19 protein-coding genes, 3 tRNA genes and 3 pseudogenes are annotated in these 18,896 nt (G+C 70.7%); 9 read left to right on the forward strand and 16 right to left on the reverse strand.

Going from position 1 to position 18,896, the window contains the following annotated elements; translation table 11 throughout:
* The first annotated feature begins 32 nt into the window (after positions 1-32).
* Positions 33-123, forward strand: a tRNA-Ser gene (locus tag Sfulv_RS14880).
* Between the two features lie 217 nt (positions 124-340).
* Positions 341-413, forward strand: a tRNA-Arg gene (locus tag Sfulv_RS14885).
* Between the two features lie 51 nt (positions 414-464).
* Here Sfulv_RS14885 and Sfulv_RS31725 read toward each other — a convergent pair.
* Positions 465-591 (reverse strand): annotated as a pseudogene (locus Sfulv_RS31725) (oxidoreductase); the annotation flags it as partial.
* Between the two features lie 157 nt (positions 592-748).
* On the reverse strand, positions 749-1,201 hold the full coding sequence (locus Sfulv_RS14890; protein ID WP_173314188.1) for a GNAT family N-acetyltransferase: 453 nt from the start codon (positions 1,199-1,201) through the stop codon (positions 749-751).
* Positions 1,202-1,275: 74 nt separating this feature from the next.
* Here Sfulv_RS14890 and Sfulv_RS14895 point away from each other — a divergent pair, with 74 nt between their 5' ends.
* The 5 genes and pseudogenes from Sfulv_RS14895 (at position 1,276) to Sfulv_RS14915 (ending at position 6,005) form a co-directional block, all read left to right on the forward strand.
* Positions 1,276-2,160 carry a DUF2797 domain-containing protein gene (locus Sfulv_RS14895; protein ID WP_371874669.1) on the forward strand — a complete coding sequence of 295 codons (885 nt, stop codon included), beginning with the start codon at positions 1,276-1,278 and terminating at the stop codon, positions 2,158-2,160.
* 207 nt (positions 2,161-2,367) lie between these two features.
* Entirely contained in the window at positions 2,368-3,111 is a 744-nt protein-coding gene (locus tag Sfulv_RS14900; RefSeq protein ID WP_173314192.1) for a response regulator transcription factor, read from the forward strand.
* Positions 3,104-3,307: pseudogene (locus Sfulv_RS14905) on the forward strand (two-component sensor histidine kinase); the annotation flags it as partial. The gene Sfulv_RS14900 and the pseudogene Sfulv_RS14905, both read left to right, overlap by 8 nt.
* Positions 3,308-3,583: 276 nt before the next feature.
* Positions 3,584-5,137 carry an MFS transporter gene (locus Sfulv_RS14910; RefSeq protein WP_173314194.1) on the forward strand — a complete coding sequence of 518 codons (1,554 nt, stop codon included), beginning with the start codon at positions 3,584-3,586 and terminating at the stop codon, positions 5,135-5,137.
* A 91-nt stretch (positions 5,138-5,228) separates the two neighbouring features.
* Entirely contained in the window at positions 5,229-6,005 is a 777-nt protein-coding gene (locus Sfulv_RS14915) for a TetR/AcrR family transcriptional regulator (protein WP_173314196.1), read from the forward strand.
* Positions 6,006-6,046: 41 nt separating this feature from the next.
* On the opposite strand, the gene Sfulv_RS14920 is transcribed toward Sfulv_RS14915, so the two are convergent.
* The 5 genes and pseudogenes from Sfulv_RS14920 to Sfulv_RS14940 form a co-directional block, all read right to left on the reverse strand.
* Positions 6,047-7,006 carry an NAD(P)-dependent oxidoreductase gene (locus Sfulv_RS14920; protein ID WP_173314198.1) on the reverse strand — a complete coding sequence of 320 codons (960 nt, stop codon included), beginning with the start codon at positions 7,004-7,006 and terminating at the stop codon, positions 6,047-6,049.
* 8 nt (positions 7,007-7,014) lie between these two features.
* A pseudogene (locus Sfulv_RS14925) lies at positions 7,015-7,484 on the reverse strand (PPOX class F420-dependent oxidoreductase).
* Positions 7,485-7,512: 28 nt separating this feature from the next.
* Complete coding sequence (locus tag Sfulv_RS14930) at positions 7,513-8,328, reverse strand: YceI family protein (protein ID WP_173314200.1); 816 nt, start codon at positions 8,326-8,328, stop codon at positions 7,513-7,515.
* A gap of 197 nt (positions 8,329-8,525) precedes the next feature.
* Positions 8,526-10,910, reverse strand: coding sequence for an MFS transporter (locus Sfulv_RS14935; protein WP_486388586.1), 2,385 nt, complete (start codon positions 10,908-10,910; stop codon positions 8,526-8,528).
* A 101-nt stretch (positions 10,911-11,011) separates the two neighbouring features.
* Positions 11,012-11,524: a MarR family winged helix-turn-helix transcriptional regulator gene (locus tag Sfulv_RS14940; protein ID WP_173314204.1), complete on the reverse strand. Its 513-nt coding sequence runs from the start codon at positions 11,522-11,524 to the stop codon at positions 11,012-11,014.
* A gap of 290 nt (positions 11,525-11,814) precedes the next feature.
* On the opposite strand from Sfulv_RS14940, the gene Sfulv_RS14945 reads away from it, so the two are divergent.
* Entirely contained in the window at positions 11,815-12,030 is a 216-nt protein-coding gene (locus tag Sfulv_RS14945; RefSeq protein ID WP_173314206.1) for a hypothetical protein, read from the forward strand.
* Positions 12,031-12,121: 91 nt separating this feature from the next.
* On the opposite strand, the gene Sfulv_RS30435 is transcribed toward Sfulv_RS14945, so the two are convergent.
* The gene (locus Sfulv_RS30435; RefSeq protein WP_246353125.1) at positions 12,122-12,460 is read right to left on the reverse strand and encodes a hypothetical protein; all 339 of its coding nucleotides are present in this window, start codon (positions 12,458-12,460) and stop codon (positions 12,122-12,124) included.
* A 387-nt stretch (positions 12,461-12,847) separates the two neighbouring features.
* Positions 12,848-13,441 (reverse strand): TetR/AcrR family transcriptional regulator, encoded by a 594-nt coding sequence (locus Sfulv_RS14955; protein WP_173314208.1) that lies wholly within the window; start codon positions 13,439-13,441, stop codon positions 12,848-12,850.
* Positions 13,442-13,610: 169 nt separating this feature from the next.
* Here Sfulv_RS14955 and Sfulv_RS14960 point away from each other — a divergent pair, with 169 nt between their 5' ends.
* Positions 13,611-14,570 (forward strand): alpha/beta hydrolase family protein, encoded by a 960-nt coding sequence (locus Sfulv_RS14960; protein ID WP_173314210.1) that lies wholly within the window; start codon positions 13,611-13,613, stop codon positions 14,568-14,570.
* A gap of 6 nt (positions 14,571-14,576) precedes the next feature.
* On the opposite strand, the gene Sfulv_RS14965 is transcribed toward Sfulv_RS14960, so the two are convergent.
* The 7 genes from Sfulv_RS14965 to Sfulv_RS14995 all read right to left on the reverse strand — a co-directional run bounded on the left by Sfulv_RS14965 (position 14,577) and on the right by Sfulv_RS14995 (position 18,894).
* Complete coding sequence (locus Sfulv_RS14965; RefSeq protein WP_173314212.1) at positions 14,577-14,795, reverse strand: hypothetical protein; 219 nt, start codon at positions 14,793-14,795, stop codon at positions 14,577-14,579.
* Positions 14,796-14,871: 76 nt separating this feature from the next.
* The gene (locus tag Sfulv_RS14970) at positions 14,872-15,738 is read right to left on the reverse strand and encodes an RNA polymerase sigma factor SigF (RefSeq protein WP_173314214.1); all 867 of its coding nucleotides are present in this window, start codon (positions 15,736-15,738) and stop codon (positions 14,872-14,874) included.
* A 234-nt stretch (positions 15,739-15,972) separates the two neighbouring features.
* The gene (locus Sfulv_RS14975; protein ID WP_173314216.1) at positions 15,973-16,830 is read right to left on the reverse strand and encodes an RNA polymerase sigma factor SigF; all 858 of its coding nucleotides are present in this window, start codon (positions 16,828-16,830) and stop codon (positions 15,973-15,975) included.
* 188 nt (positions 16,831-17,018) lie between these two features.
* Positions 17,019-17,312: a Dabb family protein gene (locus Sfulv_RS14980; RefSeq protein WP_173314219.1), complete on the reverse strand. Its 294-nt coding sequence runs from the start codon at positions 17,310-17,312 to the stop codon at positions 17,019-17,021.
* 370 nt (positions 17,313-17,682) lie between these two features.
* Positions 17,683-17,767, reverse strand: a tRNA-Ser gene (locus Sfulv_RS14985).
* 45 nt (positions 17,768-17,812) lie between these two features.
* A complete protein-coding gene (tadA, locus tag Sfulv_RS14990) occupies positions 17,813-18,241 on the reverse strand; it encodes a tRNA adenosine(34) deaminase TadA (RefSeq protein ID WP_173317870.1) in 429 nt (142 codons plus the stop codon).
* A 68-nt stretch (positions 18,242-18,309) separates the two neighbouring features.
* A complete protein-coding gene (locus tag Sfulv_RS14995) occupies positions 18,310-18,894 on the reverse strand; it encodes a tRNA adenosine deaminase-associated protein (protein ID WP_371874719.1) in 585 nt (194 codons plus the stop codon).
* Positions 18,895-18,896: the final 2 nt, after the last annotated feature.

Below are 18,896 nucleotides of genomic sequence, written 5' to 3' on the forward strand. Positions count from 1 at the left end.
AACGCACCACTCGCGCTCGCGCGGGGTGTGCTGGAGGCGTCGCCTAGTCCGGTCTATGGCGCCGCACTGCTAATGCGGTTTGGGTCTTACAGCCCATCGAGGGTTCAAATCCCTCCGCCTCCGCTCCCACCCGAAGCCCCGTGCCCAGGCACGGGGCTTCGGTCGTTCCGGGAGGGCTTTGGGAGGGCTCCGGGAGGGCCCTGGGAGGGTGTTTCCGCAGCTCAGGGCGGATGGAGCCAATGGATTTCGCGTGACGGCGCAGGTCATGTAATGTTGTTCTCGCAACGCCGACAGGGCAGAAAAGCCCCGGAGGCGAGCCGGAGGATCACACCAACGGCAGGCACTCGTAGCTTAACGGATAGAGCATCTGACTACGGATCAGAAGGTTGCAGGTTCGAATCCTGCCGAGTGCACAGCAGGCGAAAGACCCCCAGGAGAAGTCCTGGGGGTCTTTCGCGTTAGTGGGCCGCGAGGGCGTCGGCGCTGGGCCACTCGGAGGTGACGCCCGAGGCGCACGACATCCTCAGCGGCGGCTTGCTTGTCGCCGGGGCCCGTCACCATGGCCGCGGCGCCGATGGCCCCCAGGCGTGGCAGGGAGGTCTCGAACCGGGCCACGTCGTTCACGGGCAGCAGCGCCACGGTCCGGACTCCGGCTCTCGCGTCGGTCAGTGGTCCGTGCCGTCGTACGTCTGGTTGGTCTGTTCGATCCGCGCGGGCCGACCGGGCGGGGTGACCGCCTCGGCCACCGTCATGCGGTGTCTCCCTGGAGGCGCAGCGTGATCCAGTGGTCCGTTTCGCCGGGCGGCAGACGGGGCTCCGTCTCGACGAAGCCGTGCTTGTGGGCGAAGCGGAGGCCGTCCTGGTCCGAGGCCAGGACCACGGTCTCGACCACCTGGGCGCCGAGGGTGTGGGCGCGTTTCAGGGAGCGTTCGCAGAGTTCGGTGCCGAAGCCCCGGCGGCGGTGGGTGGGGAGGACGCGGGCGATGACGGTCGCGGTGAAGGTGTCGTCCGACGGGGGGCGGACGGTGGAGCAGCCCACGAGGACGTCGCCGAGGTAGGCGACCTCCAGGTAGTCGTGCGGGGCGCGCGCCCGTACCTCGTCGAGCGACAGGGGGTGGTCCGGGAGGATCAGGTTGTGGGCGTGCTGCCAGTCCTTGAGCATGGCGTCGCCTACGGGCTGTTCGATACGGAGGCCGGTCATCACTCCAGAGTGCCCCATCCGTGACGCCCGTACCGTGGGTGCGCTGATGTTTCTGCGGAGTGCGGGGGTTGGGCGTGGGATGGCGTTGCACCGGTCTGCGGTGGCCCGATGACCGGCCCGAGCTGGGGTGGCGCAAGGACGGCGTGCCCGGTGCGCGGCGGGCGAGTCGCCTCGTGTACGGGCAGGAGATCGGGTTCCGGGCCGTCGGGGAGCGGCGCTGTGCCGGGGCCCGGGGCAACGTCTGTCCGGTGGACGCCGTGGTGCCGGCGCGCGGTACGGGGGCGCGGTGTCCGGAGTGCGCGCGGCTGGACCGGGCTCATTCGGTCGCGGCCGACACGATCGCCGACGACCCGCGGACGTACCGCGTCTATCTGGCGTGGTTCGGGCCCGGGATGGTCAAGGTCGGGATCACCGCCGAGGAGCGGGGTGCGGCACGGCTGCGGGAGCAGGGGGCCGTGGTGTTCAGCTGGCTGGGGCGCGGGCCGCTGATGGCCGCGCGCCGGACGGAGGAGCTGCTGCGGGCCGCGCTCGGGGTACCGGACCGGATTCCGTACGCCAGGAAGAGGGTGGTGCGGGCGGCGCTGCCGGGAGTGGGGGAGCGGACCGGCGAGGTGGCCGAGTGGTACGGGCGGGCCGCGGCGCTCGAAGGGGGCGGGTGGCCGGAGTCGTTGGAGCGGCTGCCGTTCGAGGCCGTCGACCACGGTGCGGTGTTCGGGTTCGGCGGGGCGGTCGAGGTGGCCCGGGCGGTGACCGGGCTGGTCGACGGGGGTGTGGTGGCCGGGCGGCTGGTGGCCGCCGCGGGGCCGGATCTGCATCTGGAGAGCGGGGCCGGGGGTGTCGTGGTGCTGGACACGCGGCTGGTCACCGGGTGGGAGCTCAGGGCGGCCGACGCGGGGGCGGGGGTGTCGGTGCCGGTCGTTGACATCGGCGGGGGCGGGGTGCAGGGCGGGTTGTTCTGAGCGGGTCGGCAGGGGCCCCGGGTAAAGGACGTCGCAGGGGTGGGGGAAGGGTGCCGTGGGGAGGGCGTCGAGGAGGGGCCCGGGTGTTCACGTCACAACCGGTCCTGTTCCGGTGAGGCGGGGAGAGCCGGGGGATGCCGGTGGTTTCTCAGGGGATTCACAGGAACGGCCAAGAGCTCTCTCACGGGCGTCTCCCAGGGTGGGCGCATGACGATGACGACCTCGCCCCAGGGGCGTACCGAACTCCTCAGGCCGGACCGCGGTCCCGTCCGCGTACTCGTGGTGGACGACGAGGCTCCGCTCGCCGAGCTGCTCTCCATGGCCCTGCGGTACGAGGGCTGGGAGGTGCGCAGTGCGGGGGACGGCGCGGGGGCCGTGCGCGCGGCGCGCGACTTCCGGCCGGACGCGGTCGTCCTCGACGTGATGCTGCCCGACACGGACGGTCTCGCCGTCCTCGGCCGGATACGCCGGGAGCTCTCCGACGTGCCGGTGCTGTTCCTGACGGCGCGCGACTCGGTCGAGGACCGCATCGCGGGGCTCACCGCGGGGGGCGACGACTACGTCACCAAGCCGTTCTCCCTGGAGGAGGTCGTGGCGCGGCTGCGCGGACTGATCCGCCGGTCCGGTACGGCCGTGGCGGCGCGCGGGGACTCCGCGCTCGTCGTCGGTGACCTGGTGCTCGACGAGGACGGTCACGAGGTCGCCAGGGGCGGGCAGTCGATCCATCTCACGGCCACCGAGTTCGAGCTGCTCCGCTTCCTCATGCGCAACCCGCGCCGGGTGCTGAGCAAGCCCCAGATCCTCGACCGGGTGTGGAACTACGACTTCGGGGGCCAGGCCAATGTCGTCGAGCTCTACATCTCCTACCTCCGCAAGAAGATCGACGCGGGGCGCTCGCCGATGATCCACACCCGGCGCGGGGCCGGGTATCTGATCAAGCCCGGTGAGTAGGCGGGCAGGGCGGCCGTGGACGCTGCGGAGGCGGCTCGTCGTGTCCGCCGTGTCGCTCATCGCGGTCGTGGCGGCGGTCATCGGCAAGGTGACCGCCCTCGTGTTCCGGAGCCATATGTACGGCAAGCTGCACGACCAGCTGCGCTCCACCGCCGAACCAGTACTGCACCGTGGCCCTGGCCCCCTGCCTCGCGGCGCTCGTCGGTAGGGGCGTCACGGTGCTGCGGGTCTGCTCCTCGTCTCCCGGCGCCCCCGAACTCCTCCGAGCAGGTCACCGCCGGCAGCGCGACCCTCCACGCCCTCACCCGGCCGGTGGCCGGGGCGCGGTAACCGGGCGGAGCACAGGCCGGCAAGCCTCCAGGGCGGTGGTCGCGAAATGGACTTGTACGGCGTAGAAGAGGTGCCTTACGGTGTACGACGCCAAGCACTCCCATACACCGTACGAGTAGCGACGGAGCTCAAGGAGCCCTCCATGACGGCGACCACCGCCGAGCCGAACGACCTCGCCCCCCAGGGGCACCCGCAGCGCTGGCTGATCCTCGGCGTCATCTGTCTGGCCCAGCTCACCGTGCTGCTCGACAACACCGTCCTGAACGTCGCCATCCCCTCCCTCACCACCGAGCTGGACGCCTCCACCGCCGATGTGCAGTGGATGATCAACGCCTACTCGCTCGTCCAGTCCGGTCTGCTCCTCACGGCTGGCAGCGCCGCCGACCGCTACGGCCGCAAGCGGATGCTGGTCGCCGGGCTCGTCCTCTTCGGCATCGGTTCGCTGGTGGCCGGCCTCGCGCAGTCCTCCGGCCAGCTCATCGCCGCCCGGGCCGGAATGGGCGTCGGCGGCGCGCTGCTGATCACCACCACCCTGGCCGTGGTGGTCCAGATCTTCGACGACACCGAGCGCGTCAAGGCGATCGGCCTCTGGTCGACCGTCAACTCGCTGGGCTTCGCGACCGGTCCGCTGATCGGCGGGATCATGCTCGACCACTTCTGGTGGGGAGCGATCTTCCTGATCAACATCCCGGTCGCGGTCATCGGTCTGATCGCGGTCCTGCGCCTCGTGCCGGAATCCAGGAACCCGCAGGGCGACCGGCCCGACCTGCTCGGCGCGCTGCTCTCCACCATCGGTATGACCGCCGTCGTGTACGCGATCATCTCCGGCCCGGAACACGGCTGGGCATCCGGTCAGGTCCTGCTCACCGCCTTCACCGGGGTCGCGGTGCTCACCGGGTTCGTGCTGTGGGAGCTCCACATCCCGTACCCGATGCTGGACATGCACTTCTTCCGGAACCAGAAGTTCATCGGGGCGGTCGCGGGTGCGATCCTGGTCGCCTTCGGGATGGGCGGCTCGCTCTTCCTGCTGACCCAGCACCTCCAGTTCGTGCTCGGATACGGGCCCCTGGAGGCCGGACTCCGTACGGCGCCGCTCGCGCTCACCGTGGTGGCGCTCAACCTCACGGGTCTGGGCGCCCGGCTCGTACCCAGGATGGGGACGCCCGCCACCATCGCGGCCGGGATGAGCCTGCTGGCCGCGGGACTCGGTGCCGTCGCGGTGTCGGGCAGCGGCGGGTACGGCGGAATGCTCCTCGGCCTGGTCGTCATGGGCGCGGGCATCTCGCTCGCGATGCCCGCCATGGCCAACGCCATCATGAGCGCCATCCCGCCCGAGAAGGCGGGAGTGGGCGCCGGGGTCAACGGCACGCTCGCCGAATTCGGCAACGGCCTCGGGGTCGCCGTGCTCGGCGCCGTACTGAACTCGCGCTTCGCCGCCCTGGTGCCGGCGGCCGTGGGAGCGGCCTCGCTGCCCGCCGCGCTCGCCGCGGCGGACGGTGAGGGCGAGCGGCAGCGCATCACGGACGCCTTCGCCGCGGGGCTGGAGACGAGCCAGCTGGTCGGCGCGGTGGCGGTGCTGGCGGGCGGGCTCCTCGCCGCGGCGCTGCTCAGGCGGGCCGAGCGGACCGAATCCGGGCCCGCGGGCCCTGCCGCCAAGGACCCGGCTGCGGCAGACTCGGCCGGAACAGCGGCATAGCATCGGAGGGGAGACGTACCGGACCGTGGCCGTCCGGTACGTACCCCACCGCCCCGGTCGGTGCCGTCCGGCAGAACGAGGAGAGTGCGCCATGGTGTCCGCGGCCGACCGCGTGAACAACCCCGCACGGACCAGTGTGTGGCTGGACCGCCGGACGCCTTCGCGTGCCCGGAGGTCCGAGTCGCCCGTGGGTCTGGACCGGGACAGGATCACCGCGGCGACGGTGCGGCTGCTGGACGCGGAGGGCCTCGCCAAGTTCTCCATGCGCCGTCTCGCGGCGGAGCTGGACGTCACCGCGATGTCCCTCTACTGGTACGTCGACACCAAGGACGACCTGCTGGAACTGGCGATGGACTCGGTCTTCGCCGAGATCGTGCCCCCCGCCGAGGACACGGACTGGCGCGACCGGCTGCGCGGGATGGCCCGCGGTTACCGCGAACTGATTGTCCGTCACATCTGGGTGTCGCCGCTGGCCGGCCACTTCCTCAACATCGGCCCGCACGCCATGCTCTTCTCGTACGCCGTCCAGGACATCATCCGCGCCACCGGGCTGCCGATGAAGCACCAGACCGGCGCCCTGGCCGCCGCCTTCCACTTCGTGTACGGATTCAGCACCATCGAGGGCCACTTCGTGGACCGGTGCAGGGAAGCGGGGCTCAGCCAGGACGAGTACTTCCAGCAGGCGATGGGCACGATCGAGGCCGAGCCGCACCTCAAGGAGTTCGCCGAGTCCTCCCTGAAGGTGATGGAGGCACGCGGCGGCGACACGGTCGGCGAGATGCGCGAGCGGGACTTCGTCTTCGCGCTGGACCTGGTGGTCGCGGGCATCGAGGCGATGTGCGCCAGGGCGGGCGTCCGGGCCCGGTAGCCCTGCCCTCGGCTCGGCGGACTCGGCTCGGCGGCCCGCCCTCAGTAGCCCCGGGACACGTCCACGGCGAGCGCCGGTCTCCTGCCCGCGCGCAGCTCGTCCCAGCACGCCCCGAAGTCCGCGACGACGTCCGCGTCGGCCGTGATCCCGGCTGAGTGCGACGTGATCACCGTACGGGGGAGGCGCCAGCAGCCGTCGTCGGGCGCCGGGGGCTCGCGCGGAAGCACGTCCAGGACGGCCCGCCGCACGGTCCCGGCGTGCAGCGCCGCCCCCAGCGCCGCCAGGTCCACGGTCGCCCCCCGCCCCACGTTGACGAAGCTCGCACCCCGCACGGCCGAGAAGCGGCGCGCACCGAAGTACCCCCGGGTCGCGTCGGTCAGCGGCAGTGCGGCGACCACCCAGCGCGCCGCGCCCAGTTCCTCCGTCTCCGCGTCCGCCCCGATCACCAGGTCGAAGCCCGGCGGCGGTACGGGACGCGGGGTCCGGGCCACGCCCACCGTCCGGATACCGCACCCCCGCAGCAGACCGGCGACCACGGAGCCGATGCGCCCGGTTCCGTAGATCAGGGCGGTCCGGCCCGCGACCGGTTCGCAGGGGAGGCGCCGCCATTCGGCGCGCGCGTGCTGTGCGGTGAACTCGGAAACGGACTGGCATTCGGCGAGCACCCAGGCCAGGACGTACTGGGCGATCCGCTCGCCCATGCGGCCCACCGTGCGGGTGAGCAGGGCGTCCGGCGGCCACGGCCCCGAGTCGAGCAGCGCGTCCGTACCGGCGTTGACGCTGTGGAACCACACGAGCCGTCCGGTGCGCAGCGCCTCCGGCAGCGAGGCGCCGACGTGGAGGTACGGCCCGTCGGGCGCGTTCCCCGGCGCCCGCTCCCCCGCCCTCCCGGTGATCCGCTCCAGCTCCCGGACCACGGGCTCGCCTACGTCGGGCGCGACCAGGAGCCGGGCCCGCGCGAGCAGTTCGGGGGCGGGCGGTGCGGGCGGGGGGCCTGGCATCGGGGGCGTCAGCTGCCGGGAGCCAGGTGGGCCGGGAAGCCACCGGTGGAGAGGGGGCCCCAGCGCTCCGGTGTGATCCGGATGATGGACTTGCCCTGCTTGAGCATGGCCGCCCGGTACTCGTCCCAGTCCGGGTGCTCGCCTGAGATGTTCCGGAAGTACTCGACGAGCGGTTCGACCGAATCCGGCGCGTCGATCACCTCGGCCGAACCGTCGATCTGGACCCAGGGCCCGTTCCAGTCGTCGGACAGGACGATCACGCTCACCCGCTCGTCCCGCTTGGCGTTACGGGTCTTCGCACGCTCCGGATACGTCGAGACCACGATCCGGCCCGCGTCGTCCACGCCGCAGGTGAGCGGGGAGCCCTGGGGCGGCCGTCGGACCGGGTGGTCAGGAGGATCGCCCGGTGCCGGGGCCGCACGAACGCCAGCAGCTCGTCGAGCTCCACGGCGGTGTTGGTCGCGATGTGGGGTGCCATACCCCGACCCTACGACGCTCCCGAATCGCTACGACGGCAGGGACTCGCCCTGCACCGTCTGGATGTCGAGTTCCACGCGGAGCGTCGTACCGATCGCCGAGATCCCGGCCCGCACCACCTGGTTGTAGTTCATGGCGAAGTCCTCGCGGCGCAGTTCGGCCGTGGCGTGGAAGGCCGCGCGGGTGCCGCCCCAGGGGTCGGGGCCCGTGCCCAGATAGCTGAGGTCGAGGTCCACGGCGCGCGTCACACCGTGCAGGGTGAGCTCCCCGTGGACCGTCCAGCGGTCGGGACCCGCGGGGGTGAGCCCGCTGGAGCGGTACGTGATCTCCGGGTAGCGGTCGGCGTCCAGGAAGTCGGCGGACCGCAGGTGGTTGTCCCGCATGCTGTTGCCGGTGTCGATGCCGGACGCGGCGATGACCGCCTCCACCCGGGAGCGTTCGACGTCCGGCGCGATCTCGATCCGGCCGGAGAAGTCGCTGAACCGGCCGTGCACGCTGGAGATCCCCAGGTGCTGTGCGACCGCGCCCACCGAGGAGTGCGCCGGGTCCAGTGACCAGACGCCGGGGGGCGGCAGCTCCGCCCCACCCTGCCGGGCGATCACGACCGTGCCCGCGTCGATCCGGCCGCCGGCCGTGACGAGCGCGCTGGAGGCGGCGGGGGCGTACCCGACCGCCGTCACGATCACGGTGTACGCGCCGGCCCGCAGATGGTCGTCGGCGCGGACCGTCCCGTCCTCGTCGGCGTCGGCGCGCAGCACCTGTGTGCCGGTCATGTCGGTGACCGTCACGACCGCGTGCTGGACCGCCCAGCCGTCCCGTGTGCGTACCTGTGCGCGAAGTGCCATCCCGTATCTCTCTTCTCGCTCCATGACCCGGGGGTCGAATGAGTCGGGCCCCGGGGGCGGGTGCGGCAGGCCGTCCCCTGCCTGCCGTACCCGCCCCGGGGCCGTTTCCACCGGCCGGGACAGCCTCTCCGCTCGAAGTGCCGTCCCGCCAGAGGTCTTTGCTACCCAGGGTGAACCGGGTCACCCTGGTGACATGGTCACTCGCCTGGGTGGGCGAGCTCGATGTCGTGGCCGTCGACCCCGTGACCGGCCACGGTCAGGGAGCCGGCCACCGGCGGGTATCCGGTCGCGATGACCGAGTACTCGCCCGCGTCCAGGTCGGTGAAGGCGTACGCCCCGTCCTCCCCGGTCCTCGCGGTGGCGACCACGTTGCCGGCCGCGTCGATCAGCGTCACGCGGGCGTCGTCGAGCGGGGTACGGGCGGACCCGGCCCGCACGACGCCCCGCACCAGCGCGCCGGCCCGCAGCGCCGCCTCGACCCGGGTGACACCCTGGCCGCCGACCTCGACGGGCAGCGCCATCGGACGGAAACCGGCGGCGTTCAGCGCGACGGTCACCGCGCCGGGGACCAGCTCACCGAAGGTGAACTCGCCCGCCTCGCCGGACCTGCCGGTCGCCAGCACGTCACCGCGCACATCGGTCACCACGACCATCGCGCCCTCGACCGGAGCCCCGGTCTCCTCGGCCCGCACGGTCCCGGTGAGACCGCTCGTACCGACGAGCAGGACGTCGTAGGCCACCGGCCCGTCGCCGACGACCACCGTCGACGCCTGCGGCTGGAAGCCGTCCGCGGACGCGATCAGGACGTACGAGCCCGCGCCCGGCGCGTCCAGTACGTAGCCGCCGTCGGCCTGGGCGACGGAGCGCCCCAGCTGCCGGCCGGCCGGTGAGATCAGCGTGACGGCCGCCCGGGCGACGGGCACGCCCTCGGCGCCGCGCACCACACCGCGTACCGCGGTACCGCGCACCGTCTCCACGGGCGCCTCGGAAGTGGCGGCCGAGGTGACCCCGGCGACGCCTCCGGCGACCTGGGACGCCTCGGTGACCTCGGTGGTCTCACCGGGGCCCGGGGTGTCGTTCGCCGCGTTCGTCTTCAGCGCGACCTCCTTGATGAAGAGCGTCACGATGAAGGCGACGAGCGCGGCCGGAGCGGCGTACAGGAAGACGTCACCGACGCCGTGCCCGTACGCGGCCTCCACGACCGTGCGGAACGGGACGGGCAGGGTGTCCAGGTCGGGGATGCCCCCGCCGCCGGTACCGCCGTGGCCCATGGCCGCGCCCTCGGGACCGAGGTCGGCCAGGCCGTCCTTGACGTAGTGGGTGACACGGTTCGCCATGACGGCGCCCAGCGCCGAGACGCCGATCGCCCCACCGAGCGAACGGAAGAACGTGACGACGGAGCTGGCCGAACCGAGGTCGGCGGGAGCGACCTGGTTCTGTGTGGCGAGCACCAGGTTCTGCATCATCATGCCGATACCGAGGCCCATCACGAACATGTAGACCGCGATGTGCCAGTACTCCGTGTCGTACCGGATGGTGCCCAGCATGCCGAGTCCGGCCGTGACCAGGAAGCCGCCGCTGACCAGCCACGCCTTCCAGCGGCCTGTCCTGGTGATGACCTGGCCGGACACGGTCGATGAGAGGAAGAGCCCCGCGATCATGGGGATCGTCATGACGCCGGACATCGTCGGCGACTCGTCGCGCGCCAGCTGGAAGTACTGGCTGAAGAAGACGGTGCCCACGAACATCGCGACACCGACGAACAGCGAGGCGACCGATGCCAGCGTGATGGTGCGGTTGCGGAAGAGGCGGAGCGGGATGATCGGCTCGCTCGCCCTGGACTCGACGAGCAGGAAGAGCCCGATGAGCACGACGGTGCCGCCGAGCATCGCGTACGTGGGTCCGGAGATCCAGTCGTACTTGTCGCCCGCGAAGGTCACCCAGAGCAGCAGCAGGGAGACGGCGGCGCTGATGAGGAAGGCGCCGGCCCAGTCGACCTTGACGTCACGCTTGACGACCGGCAGCTTCAGGGTCTTCTGGAGCACGACGAGCGCGATGACCGCGAACGGCACGCCCACGTAGAAGCACCAGCGCCAGCCCATCCAGCTGGTGTCGGTGATGACGCCGCCGAGCAGCGGACCGCCGACGGTGGCCACGGCGAAGACCGCGCCGAGGTAGCCGCTGTACCGGCCGCGCTCGCGCGGGGCGATCATCGCGGCCATCACGATCTGGGCGAGGGCGGAGAGACCGCCGACACCGATGCCCTGGACGACGCGGCAGGCGATCAGCATGCCGCTGCTGGTGGAGAGACCGGCGACGACCGATCCCGCGACGTAGATGACCAGTGCTATCTGGACCAGCAGCTTCTTGCTGAACAGGTCGGACAGCTTGCCCCACAGCGGGGTGGTGGCGGTCATGGCCAGCAGCGAGGCCGTCACGACCCAGGTGTACGCGCTCTGGCCGCCGCCGAGGTCGTTGATGATCTCGGGCAGGGCGTTGGAGACGACGGTGGACGACAGGATCGCGACGAACATGCCGAGCAGCAGTCCGGCCAGCGCTTCCATGATCTGCCGGTGTGTCATCGGCGTGCCGTCGGGAGCCGATGAGCCCCCGTGCTTGGCGTGGCCGCCCCGCACACCGGTGGGTGTGGTCGTAGCCATGGAGTTCCTTCTCTTTGCATCTGTTACAGGGGTGTACGGGTGTGCGAATCCTCGTAGTGCCGCGTGCGGCAGTCCCCGCCGTGTTTTCCGGGTGGGCACTCACCGGAGCCGCGACAGGCGAAGCTGTCACGCAGCCGGGCCAGCAGGGTGTTCAGCAGGCCGACGTCCTCGTCGGACCAGTCGATGAGTTTCTGGGCGAACACCTCGGTCGTCCGGTGGCTCAGCTCGCCGAGCTTGTCGCCTCCCGCCGGGGTCAGCCGCAGGATGCGGGAGCGCTTGTCGGCGGGGTCCGGACACCGTTCTATCCAGCCGCGTTCGGCCACATGAGCGACATGGCGGCTGGTCACCGACATGTCCACGGCCAGGAGCTCGGCCAGTCTGCTGATCCGCATCTCGCCGTGCTCCGCCAGGAGGGCCAGCACGGCGGCGGACCCGCCGGGGCACTCGGCGGGGAGGGTCCGGGCAAGTCCGCGCTTGACCGCGCCGACCGCGCTGAGCTGCCGGGCGAGCTCCTGGTAGTGACTCCGAGCGGCCACGGGCCCTCCTGACATCTCGGCGCCAACTAATTGCTTAGGGCAACCATAGAAGCCGATGGTTGCTACAGGCAAACGAAAGTGGGCTTGCAGAAGTAAAGGAAAACCCAAGCCTGCGTAGGGACCGGGTCAAACGCCCAGCGTGTGCCGCCGCCCTCCCCCGGCTGTGACGCCTGCCACTTCGCCGGGGGCCGGATCGCGTCTCCGAAAAGGCTTGGGCGCACTGGTGCGCCGACTGCCTTGAGGTACCCGGGGGTTGGGTGGTAACGCCGAGTTCGCTAGGGTCCTGCCCCATGGCACACAACCCCCACGCCCCTCAGCAGGGCCCCGAGGGCACCAGCGACCCGGCGGGCAGCACCCAGATGTTCCGCGCATTCGTCGACGAGGGCGAACCGCAGCGCCGGCAGCGGCCGGCCGCGACCTCGTCGGGACCGAGGGCCGGAGTGATCGCGGCCGTCGTCGCCGTGGTCATCATCCTCGGTGCGGTCGCCTGGCTCGCGCTCGGCTGACCGTTCGCCCCGTCCCCGCGTCCGTGGGCGTCGCTTCGGGGCATGACCCGATACGCCGGAAACCCGCCACGCCACGGAGTGATCTAGCCGGCTACGCGGCCTCCGAGGACCGGAGGACCTGGCCCTGGAGACGCCGCCGAAGATCGGCTTCCTCCGGCGTAGGCGGATCGTCCGGGTGCCGGATGCGGGCTCGGCGGGGGTGGGGAACGTCGTCGACGTCCTGGAGGTCGGCGAAGTCGGCGTGCGCCGCCGCGACCGCTTCGGGGTACGCCTCCCTCCTCTCGCGCTCGGCGAGCGCGCGGTAGATGCCGGCGACGGACGGGCTCCGGCCCGTGCGTTTGCCGGTGGGGATGATCAGGTCGGGCTGGATCTGCTCGACGGACTCGACGGACTCGACGTCCGCCTTCCGCCGCAGCCCGGTGTGCGGCATGTCGCCGGTGATGACGGGCAGCCGGCGTCTGCACCCGCAGCTCCTTGGTGAGCTTCGGCACCTTGGTGAAGCGTCCGGGGTGGTACGCGCTCGCGACCGCTCCGGAGCGCGAGCGGCACGGCGAGCCGGGGGCCGCCTTGCCCTTCGGGCACGGATGGCGTTCCACGGGATCGGCTTCCGACACGGTGAGCGAGGAAGGCTCGTGAGTGCCCGTCATGAGCCCGGATTTTGCACCACTCACGTCGCAGAGCTGCCCTCCCGGCACTCCTGAGTGAGAACAGCTTCCGCGAACCGATCAAGCTCTCGGCGATCCCCGCGCGGCCCCATGTGATCCTGCTCGGGCAAAGGGCCGTTGGTGAGAACTGCGGCTGCCGGAGGGTGTCGACATCAAGGCGACTGCGGTTGCCGCAGCCCTTGGAGGAGCAGTCCGATCAATCGGCGGGGGTCATAGCGGGGGTCGTCGTCGCGTCCGACGCAGAGGTTGCCGATGCCGCGCATCAGTTCGTAGGGCTGGATGCCGGGCCGGATCTCCCCGGCCTCGACTGCGGCGTCGAGCAGTTGGGCGCTCACAGGCAGCAGGCGGTCGATGAAGTAGGTGTGCAGCGCGGCGAAGCGGTCGCTGTCGGACTGCAGGGCGTCGGCCAGCCCGTGTTTGGTGACCAGGAAGTCGACGAAGAGGTCGATCCACTGACGCAGCGCGTCGAACGGAGAGTCCGAACTGTCCAGCAGGTTCGGGCCGGCCTCCGCGCACGCCTCGATCTGGTGGTGGTAGACGGCGGTGACGAGATCCGCCCGAGTCGGGAAGTGGCGGTAGATCGTGGCCATCCCGACGCCGGCCCGGGCCGCGATCTGGCGGATCGGCGCGTCGACGCCGGAGGCGACGAACACCTCGGCGGCAGCCGTGAGCACCGTCTGCTGGTTGCGCTGGGCGTCGGCGCGCTTGCTTCGGACCGCCTTCCCCGTGGGGCTCTCGGTGGGCATCACGTTCTTCCTTCCGGCGTCACTTGACAAAGCGGAGCGTTGTTCCGGATATTAAGTGGTGCAGCGCTCCTCTTAAAGGTTAGCCGAAGGGGCGCTCCTGTACGCCCTGTCTGCCGTCGGCCGGCCGAGACCGGTGGTGACAGACCCGACAGAAGAGGAAGCAGCACTCATGAGCACATCCGCCGCCACCGCAGACGCCCTGGGCTCGCCCGTCCCGGTCCTGTCCTACAGCCCGCTGGCGCTGTCCGTACCCGGACGTCCCGTGGACCTCGAGGTACGAGTCACCGCGCCCGAGAGCGGAACCGACCTGCCCGTCATCCTGCTCTCCCACGGCCACGGCCCCTCGAACAACCTCTCCTCGCTGAACGGCTACGCGCCGCTGGTCAACTTCTGGGCGGCGCACGGATTCGTCGTCATCCAGCCCACTCACCTCACCTCCAGGACGCTGGCCCACCTGGTCGCCGACGCCCCCGGAGCACCTTTCTTCTGGCGCTCGCGCGCCGAAGACATGCCGCACATCCTGGATCGGCTCGACGTGATCGAAAAGGCCGTGCCGCTGCTCGCCGGCCGTATGGACCACACCAGGGTCGCCGTCGCCGGACACTCTTTCGGCGGCTTCACCTCCAGCCTCCTGCTCGGCGCCCGGGTCACCGACCCCGAGACCGGGGAGGAAGTAAGCGTCATCGAGCCCCGGATCAAGGCGGGTGTGCTGCTGGCCGCGCCTGGCCGGGGCGATGTCATCAACGGACCCATGGGCAGCGCGCTGCCGGTCTTCGGGACCATCGACTTCTCCACGATGACCACGCCCGCGCTGGTCGTCGCCGGCGACGAGGACGACTCCCGGCACTTCACCGACATGGGGCCGGACTGGCACGCCGACCCCTACACCCTCGCCCCGAGCCCCAAGTCCCTGCTCACCCTGTTCGGCGCGGGGCACGCGCTCGGCGGAATCCCCGGATACGACGTGGCCGAGACCACGGACGAGAATCCCGAACGAGTCGCCGCGGTCGCGCGGCTCGCCTTGGCCTACCTGCGCACCGAGCTGTACCCCGGGGACTCCGCCTGGCAGGCGGCCTGCGACGCGCTGACGGCCGGTCCCAACCCGCTCGGACGGGTCGAATCCAAGTAGGTCCGTTCAGGTCAGCAGCACGGGATGCACGAACGTGGTGATGACGTACCGGCCGAAGGGGTCCTCAAGTCTCGGCTCGTTGCCGGAGGCGGGGCCGAAGCGGCGCCACCACTCCACCCGGTACGCCGTTCCGCACCGCCGCCGCAGGCGGTCACCCCGCCGCCCGGGCACAGCACGGCCGCCGGAGCAGCGGTCACGGTGGCCCGGCGGCCGGTCAAGCCACATGTCTGGCGTCGCATCGCGCCGAGGCGGCCCGCGCCGTCGATGCGTTCCCCCGCGCGCGAGTCGCGGGGGTACGGCGTCAGTCGGCGATGAGCCCTTCCCTGAGCTGCGCGAGCGTACGGGTCAGCAGGCGCGAGACGTGCATCTGGGAGATGCCGACCTCTTCGCCGATCTGTGACTGGGTCATGTTGGCGAAGAAGCGCAGCATGATGATCTGGCGCTCACGCGGGGCGAGTTTGGCCAGCAGCGGCTTGAGGGACTCGCGGTACTCGACGCCTTCCAGCGCCGTGTCCTCGTACCCCAGACGGTCCGCGAGCGAGCCCTCCCCGCCGTCGTCCTCGGGGGAAGGGGAGTCCAGCGAGGAGGCCGTGTAGGCGTTGCCGACGGCCAGGCCGTCGACCACGTCCTCCTCGGAGACCCCGAGCGCCTTGGCCAGCTCCGGGACGGTCGGCGAGCGGTCGAGCTTCTGGGCGAGCTCGTCACTGGTCTTGGTGAGGGCGAGCCGCAGCTCCTGGAGCCGGCGCGGTACCCGCACCGACCACGACGTGTCGCGGAAGAAGCGTTTGATCTCGCCGACCACGGTCGGCATCGCGAAGGTGGGGAACTCGACTCCGCGTTCGCAGTCGAAGCGGTCGATCGCCTTGATCAGGCCGATGGTGCCGACCTGGACGATGTCTTCCATGGGTTCGTTACGGCTGCGGAACCGCGCCGCCGCGTACCGCACGAGCGGGAGGTTGAGCTCGATGAGCGTGTCCCGCACATAGGCCCGCTCCGGGCTCTCCACCCCGTCGGGGCCCGGTGCGGGGCCCAGTGCGGCGAGCCGCAGGAACAGGGAGCGGGACAGCGTGCGGGTGTCGATGGCTTCCGGTGAGCTGGTGAGCACGGTAGGTGCCGGCACGCTCTTCGTGAGCGTGAGCACCTTCGAGCTGCCCTGTTCTGCGGACATGCCACCCCCTTGAGGTCGCGGACGGTCGCGGGGGCCGCGACCATCGGAGGAACGCAGCCTCCACCTGAATACCGGAGGGGAGGCTGCGGCAAACGCGCTTCCAGCAGAATGTCACATGTCGGCAACACGCTGTAGTGACATGTCGACAAGTAAGCGCGATGTCTGTGCTGGAAACAGGGGGTGTGGGGCTTTTACGCCGCCCGAAACGGACGGGGCACGATCTACCCGATCCGGTTAGACCTCGATCCTGTTTGCGGATCGAAGTCGGGCGAAACTTCTGGCCAGAAGCCTTGACACATGCATCTGCGAGACACCCAGCTCGGCGCTGATCTGTGACTGTGTCAGGTTGCTGTAGTAGCGGAGCAGCAGGATGCGCTGCTCGCGTTCGGGCAGCTGTACGAGCAGGTGCCGTACGAGATCGCGGTGCTCGACGCCCGCGAGGGCGGGGTCCTCATATCCGAGCCGGTCCAGGAGCCCAGGCAGGCCGTCGCCCTCCTGCGCGGCCTCCAGCGAGGTCGCGTGGTACGAGCGGCCCGCCTCGATGCAGGCGAGCACCTCCTCCTCCGGGATCTTGAGCCGCTCGGCGATCTCGCCCGTGGTGGGCGAGCGGCCGTGAGCGGTCGTCAGGTCCTCGGTGGCGCCGGTGACCTGGACCCACAGCTCGTGGAGGCGCCGGGGCACGTGGACGGTCCGTACGTTGTCCCGGAAGTACCGCTTGATCTCACCGACCACGGTCGGCATCGCGAAGGTCGGGAACTGGACGCCGCGTTCCGGGTCGAAGCGGTCGATGGCGTTGATCAGACCGATGGTGCCGACCTGGACGACGTCCTCCATCGGTTCGTTCCGGCTGCGGAAGCGGGCCGCCGCGTATCGCACGAGCGGCAGGTTCGCCTCGATCAGGGCCGCGCGGACCCTGCCGTGCTCGGCGGTGCCGGGCTCCAGCCCCTTGAGGCGGCCGAACAGCACGTGCGTGAGCGCCCTGGTGTCCGCGCCCCGGGTTCTGGTGGGCGTGGCGGGGTCGGGCGTCTCGGTCTGGATGTCGTCGGTCTGGACGTTCTGGGGAGGCACTTGAGGCGCTGTACTGGCCGGCACGGTGACGCCACCCCTTCGCGGTCAACTGCGGTCAACTCATCCGTCAAAAGCGGTCATAGCATCACAAGACATGTCCACTGTGTGCAAGCACCGCTTATGCCCGTGTTGAGGACAAGTTGGTTTAAACGCATAGAAAAACCCCTCACCTGAGAGGTGAGGGGCCAGGCGGAGCAAGGGGTCGCGTCAGATCAGAACGGGTAGTCGGCGATCACCCAGGTGGCGAATTCCCGCCACTGTCCGGCGGCGGCCTGATGGGCCGGATGCTCGGTGTAGCGCGTGAGGGCGTCCGGATCGGCGACCGCCGAGTTGATAGCGAAGTCGTACGCGATCGGCCGGTCGGTGATGTTCCAGGCGCACTCCCAGAACTCCAGCTCCGAGATCTGCCCGCCGAGCTCCTGGAAGGCTTTCACCCCGGCGACGACCCGCGGCTCGTCCCGTTCGACGCCTTCGTTCAGCTTGATCAGGACCAGGTGGCGGATCATCGGGTTCTCCTAGTTGATGAGCTCGGACATGAAGTCACCGACGCCCTGGGCGGCACTCGCGATGCCTTCGAACCCTACCTGGACAAGATCAGCGGCCCGTTCGGGGACGTGATGATCGTGTACAGCACGAAGACCGAAACCGCGTAGAGCACGATCTTCCTCGCTTGCACCACAGCCCCTGCCTCTCCCGTTCGCTCCCCTGTACGGTCGGGCGATTCTAGCCGCACGAATGGCCGTATCCCGAGCATGTTCCCGATCACGGATCAGAACGCAGATGCGGCCTTCGGGACCCCCGGCGCCGCCTCCCCCGACCTGCTCCTCCCGGAACGCCCGAAGGGCCCGACGCGATGCGTCGGGCCCTTCGTAAGAGCGGTAGCGGAGGGATTTGAACCCTCGGTGAGTCTCCCCACACTCGCTTTCGAGGCGAGCTCCTTCGGCCGCTCGGACACGCTACCGAGAGAGAGCTTAGACCATTCCCGGCCGCGAGCAGAAATCAGCTCTCAGAGGGCGCGGAAGAAGGCCGTGAGCTGGGCGGAGCAGGCGTCCTCCAGCACTCCGGCGACCACTTCGGGCCGGTGGTTGAGTCTGCGGTCGCGTACGACGTCCCAGAGCGAACCCGCCGCCCCGGCCTTCTCGTCCCGGGCCCCGTAGACGACCCGGTCGATCCGGCACTGGACGAGGGCGCCCGCGCACATCGTGCACGGTTCCAGGGTGACGACCAGGGTGCAGCCGGACAGCCGCCACTCGCCGAGAGCGGCGGCGGCGCGGCGGATGGCGAGCACCTCGGCGTGGGCCGTCGGGTCGCCGGTCGCCTCGCGTTCGTTGTGGCCCGTGGCGAGCGGTGAGCCGTCGGGGCCCAGGACCACGGCGCCGACCGGCACGTCGCCGGCCAGCGCCGCCTGCGCCGCCTCGGCCAGGGCGCGGCGCATGGGTGCCCGCCACGGGTCCCGTACCGGGTCGTGGGAAGGCGGTGAGGAGGGAGGGGGTGGTGGTGCGGTCACCCGCGGACCCTAACGGACGGACTCCATGACCTCGGCCGCGCCGAGCGCGTCCGTGATCTCCCCAGCGCGTCGGTGCGCAGGGTCAGCAGCTCCTTCTCCGCGAGACCGAAGTCGGCCAGGAGCGCGAGGTCGCCGAGCGGCCCCGGCGGTACGGCGTCGAGAGGGGAGACGTCGTCGTCGGCGGCCGGGTCCGCCCGGCCGCCCACGGCAGCGTCCTCGGACACTTCCGGCTCGCCGTCCTCGGTGCCGTCGAGGTCGACGAGCTCCTCCAGTGCGGCGATCTCGTCCCCGGCCCCCGGTTCGCGGCCGAGCAGTTCGTCGGTGAGCAGGATCTCCCCGTACGAGGAGCGGGCGGCGGCGGACGCGTCCGAGACGTAGATACGGGGGTCCTCCTCACCGTCCACCCGGACGACGCCGAACCAGGCGTCCTCCTGCTCGATGTAGACGAGGACCGTGTCCTCGTCCACCGAGGCGTCCCGGGCCAGATCGGTCAGATCGGTCAGGGTCTCCACATCGTCCAGCTCCGTGTCGCTCGCTTCCCACCCGTCTTCGGTGCGCGCGAGCAGTGCGGCGAAGTACACCG

The organism is Streptomyces fulvorobeus (assembly GCF_013167895.1).
GTDB classification, from domain to species: domain Bacteria; phylum Actinomycetota; class Actinomycetes; order Streptomycetales; family Streptomycetaceae; genus Streptomyces; species Streptomyces fulvorobeus.

Excerpts from the sequence above, each read along its gene's own strand:
- Sfulv_RS14890 (WP_173314188.1), bottom strand. The coding sequence starts at position 1,201 with ATGACCGGCCTCCGTATCGAACAGCCCGTAGGCGACGCCATGCTCAAG.
- Sfulv_RS14900 (WP_173314192.1), top strand. The coding sequence starts at position 2,368 with ATGACGATGACGACCTCGCCCCAGGGGCGTACCGAACTCCTCAGGCCG.
- Sfulv_RS14910 (WP_173314194.1), top strand. The coding sequence starts at position 3,584 with ATGACGGCGACCACCGCCGAGCCGAACGACCTCGCCCCCCAGGGGCAC.
- Sfulv_RS14915 (WP_173314196.1), top strand. The coding sequence starts at position 5,229 with ATGGTGTCCGCGGCCGACCGCGTGAACAACCCCGCACGGACCAGTGTG.
- Sfulv_RS14920 (WP_173314198.1), bottom strand. The coding sequence starts at position 7,006 with ATGCCAGGCCCCCCGCCCGCACCGCCCGCCCCCGAACTGCTCGCGCGG.
- Sfulv_RS14930 (WP_173314200.1), bottom strand. The coding sequence starts at position 8,328 with ATGGCACTTCGCGCACAGGTACGCACACGGGACGGCTGGGCGGTCCAG.
- Sfulv_RS14935 (WP_486388586.1), bottom strand. The coding sequence starts at position 10,910 with ATGACACACCGGCAGATCATGGAAGCGCTGGCCGGACTGCTGCTCGGC.
- Sfulv_RS14945 (WP_173314206.1), top strand. The coding sequence starts at position 11,815 with ATGGCACACAACCCCCACGCCCCTCAGCAGGGCCCCGAGGGCACCAGC.
- Sfulv_RS30435 (WP_246353125.1), bottom strand. The coding sequence starts at position 12,460 with ATGCCGCACACCGGGCTGCGGCGGAAGGCGGACGTCGAGTCCGTCGAG.
- Sfulv_RS14955 (WP_173314208.1), bottom strand. The coding sequence starts at position 13,441 with ATGCCCACCGAGAGCCCCACGGGGAAGGCGGTCCGAAGCAAGCGCGCC.
- Sfulv_RS14960 (WP_173314210.1), top strand. The coding sequence starts at position 13,611 with ATGAGCACATCCGCCGCCACCGCAGACGCCCTGGGCTCGCCCGTCCCG.
- Sfulv_RS14965 (WP_173314212.1), bottom strand. The coding sequence starts at position 14,795 with ATGTGGCTTGACCGGCCGCCGGGCCACCGTGACCGCTGCTCCGGCGGC.
- Sfulv_RS14970 (WP_173314214.1), bottom strand. The coding sequence starts at position 15,738 with ATGTCCGCAGAACAGGGCAGCTCGAAGGTGCTCACGCTCACGAAGAGC.
- Sfulv_RS14980 (WP_173314219.1), bottom strand. The coding sequence starts at position 17,312 with ATGATCCGCCACCTGGTCCTGATCAAGCTGAACGAAGGCGTCGAACGG.
- tadA (WP_173317870.1), bottom strand. The coding sequence starts at position 18,241 with ATGCGCCGCGCCCTGGCCGAGGCGGCGCAGGCGGCGCTGGCCGGCGAC.